3 protein-coding genes are annotated in these 3,340 nt (G+C 70.8%); all 3 read right to left on the bottom strand.

Annotated elements, in window-relative coordinates:
* The coding region (locus tag NS354_RS12655) for an ABC transporter permease (protein WP_153002226.1) at positions 1-848 on the bottom strand (848 nt) is incomplete at its 3' end.
* A complete protein-coding gene (locus NS354_RS12660; protein WP_241490544.1) occupies positions 845-1,804 on the bottom strand; it encodes an ABC transporter permease in 960 nt (319 codons plus the stop codon). The genes NS354_RS12660 and NS354_RS12655, both read right to left, overlap by 4 nt.
* A gap of 23 nt (positions 1,805-1,827) precedes the next feature.
* The coding region (locus NS354_RS12665) for an ABC transporter substrate-binding protein (RefSeq protein ID WP_058594802.1) at positions 1,828-3,340 on the bottom strand (1,513 nt) is incomplete at its 5' end.

Consider the following 3,340-nt stretch of genomic DNA (forward strand, 5'->3'; position numbering starts at 1 on the left):
ACCCGCAGCAGATCTCCGATCCCGTCGCCGAGCAGCGACAGTGCGACGCCGGTGAGCACGACGGCGAGGCCCGGGATCGCGGCGAGCCACCACTGCGTCGTCACGAACGGCTGGGCGTCGGCGATCATCGTGCCCCAGTCGGGGGTCGGCGGGCGGATGCCGAGGCCCAGATAGCCGAGCGTCACGATGGCGACCATGATGAGCACGATCTCGGTCGCGAGCAGCACGACTGCCTGCGGCAGCACATTCGGCAGCACGTGCCGCACCAGCACGCGCGCGTGGGAGAGCCCGCCGCCCCGTGCACTGCGCACCCACCCGGTGCCGCGCAGCGCCGCCGTCATGGCGCGCAGCACCCGCGCGTACCCCACCCAGCCGACGAGCGCGAACGCGACCACGATGCCCTCGGCCCCCGCACCCAGCGCGAAGACCAGCGCGATCACCAGGACGTAGAAGGGGAAGGCGATGACGGTCTCGGTGACGCGCGACGCGACCCAATCGACCGCGCCCCCGAAGTACCCCGAGACGAGGCCCACCGTCACGCCGATCACGAACGGCGCCAGTGCCGCCGCCGCCGCGATGCCGAAATCGGTGCGCGCCGCGAAGAGCATGCGCGACAGCACGTCGCGGCCGAGCTGATCCGTGCCGAACCAGTGCTCCGGCGACGGGGGCATCAGCCCCTGCCCCAGCTGCTGATCCGTCGGCGAATACGGCGCCAGGAGCGGTGCTGCGAGCGCGACCGCGATCAGCAGGGCGGTGAGGATCGCGCCGGCGGTGAACGCGGGCGAGCGCCGCGCTCGGCCGCCTCGGCCGCCTCGGGCCCCGGGGCCGCCCGGGATCGACGCACTCATCGCGTCCTCCCGCGCCGCCGCACCCGCGGATCGAGCACGCTCGCCAGCGCCTCCGTGGCGGCCGTGACCAGGACGACGGCGATCGCGCAGTACAGGGCCACGCCCTGCACCACCGGGAAGTCGCGCGTACCGATCGACTGGAAGAGGAGCGAGCCGACCCCGTTGATGCCGAAGACGCGCTCGACCACGAGCGTGCCCCCGATGAGGTACGCCGTGTTCACGCCGAGCAGGGTCAGCGTCGGCAGCGCCGCGCTGCGCATGACGTGACGCCACACGATCCGGCGCTCCGGCACTCTCGCCGCTCGCAGCGTCGTCACGAAATCGGCCTCCAGCGCATCGACGAGCTGAGCGCGCAGCGAGCGGATCAACGGCGGCGCCATACCGAGCGCGACGGCGAGCGCGGGCAGGAAGAGGCTGCGGAGCGGCTCGCCCGGCCCCGATCCCACGCCCCCGACCGGGAACCAGCCGAGCTGCACCGCGAACACGATGATGAGCAGCAGGCCGAGCCAGAACAGCGGCATGCCCATGCCGACGGCGGGCACGATGCGCACCAGGTGATCCGCCCACCCGTCGCGGCGCAGCGCCGCGACGAGCGCCAGCGGCACCGCGATGAGCACCGCGAGCAGCAGCGCGAGCACCACGATGCCGGCGCTCACCGGAGCCGTCGCGATCACGAGCTCACGAGTCGAGACGCCGCTGACGAGCGAGGCACCCGTATCGAAGTGGAGCACGACCTGCCCGAGGAAGCCCGCGAACTGCCGCCACAGCGGCGCATCGAGCCCGAGCTCCGCGCGCAGCGCGGCCACGGATTCGGGCGTCGCCCGCTCCCCGAGGATCATGGCGGCGGGATCCCCCGGGACGAGCCGCAGCAGGAAGAACACCGCGATCACCACACCGAGCATCACCGGCGCCGTGCGCGCCAGCGCACGCCCGACCGCCCCAGCAGCACGTCTCATCGCGATTCCCCCCGCGCACCCGACTAGCGGGCGCCGCCCGAGACCCAGACGTCGGCGAACTGCACGCTGCCGTTCGGGAGCACGGTGAAGCCGTGCACGTCATCGCGCGTCGCCTTCAGATTCGCCGGGAAGAAGAGCGGGATGTACGGCACCTCGTCGGCGAGCGTCTGCTGGATCTCGCGGTAGATCTCCGTGCGATCGTCGCCCTCGGGAGTGGTGCGCCCCTCCCGCATCAGCTCGGTGACGCCATCGTTCGCGTAATGCGTCCAGTACGACTTGCTGAAGCCCTCGGGGTCGGCCTGGAACGTGATGAACCCGTTCGGGTCGGGCGCGTCGGACTGCCCGCTGTTGAGCATGAAATCGTAGTCGTAGGCGAAGAACCGCTCGCGGAAGACAGCGATGTCGAGCTGCTCGATCTCGACGTCGATGCCGATCTGCGCCAGCGACTCCTGCACGATCTGTGCGATCTGCGCACGCTGCGAGTCGCCGCTCGCGAGCAGGAGCGTCACGGAGAACCCGTCGGGGTAGCGCGACTTCGCGAGCTCCGCGCGCGCCGCCTCGACGTCGAAGTCGAGCGGCTCCACCGTATCGTTCGCCGAATCGGTGATGGTCGGCGGCAGCAGGGCGTTCGCCACCTCGGCGGTGCCGAACGTGGTCGCCTGCGTGATGCCCTCGCGGTCGAGCGCGAGAGCGATGGCGCGGCGCACATGCACATCGGCGAATTGCTCCCGCTCCGTATTGAAGAAGATCTGCTCGGTCGACCAGCCGCTCGTCCGGGAGAGCGCCGTGCCGTTCCCCGTGTCGATCTGATCCGCGTTCGCCGCCGGCACGTCGTCGATCGCGTCGAGCTGCCCCGCCGAGAGCTGCTGCTGCAGCTGCGTGTCGTCGGCCACCAGCTTGTAGACGAGCGAATCGAGGTAGGGCTTGCCCTCTTGCCAGTAGTGCTCGTTCCGCACGAACGCGAGATCCCCGTTCGGATCCCACGACTCGACGACGAACGGACCCGTGCCCACCGGGTTCTGGAAGAACTCCTCCTCGCTCACTCCCCCGAAGTTCTCGGGGAAGACGCCGTTCGAGAAGCTCGCGAGCTCGGAGAGGAACGGGGTGTACCGCTCGCTCAGCGTGATCGTCACCTCCCGATCCCCCGAAGCGGCGATCGACGCGATGGGCGCCTCGAGCGGCAGCGGCCCGCCCACCTCGATGTGCCGTTCGAGTGAGAACACCACGTCGGCCGGCGTGACCTCCGCGCCGTTCGAGAACGCCAGCCCGTCGCGCAGCGCGAACACGTACGTCAGCCCGTCGGCGGAGGCCTCGTACTCCGCGAGCCACGGCACGATGCGCCCTTCGGCGTCGAAACTGACGAGCGGCTCGAAGATCTTGTCGATCGCGAACGCGTTGTTCGCCGTGATCTGCTGGTTCAGGTCGAGATCGGTGACGGCCGCCACCCGGCCGAACTCGAGCGCACCGCCGCGCACCGGAGTCTCGGAGGCGGCCGAACCGCCCGCCGCGGAATCGGCCCCGCCCGCGCAGGCGCTG

Origin of the sequence: Leucobacter chromiiresistens (genome assembly GCF_001477055.1) — a bacterium.
In the GTDB taxonomy this organism is placed as follows: domain Bacteria; phylum Actinomycetota; class Actinomycetes; order Actinomycetales; family Microbacteriaceae; genus Leucobacter; species Leucobacter chromiiresistens_A.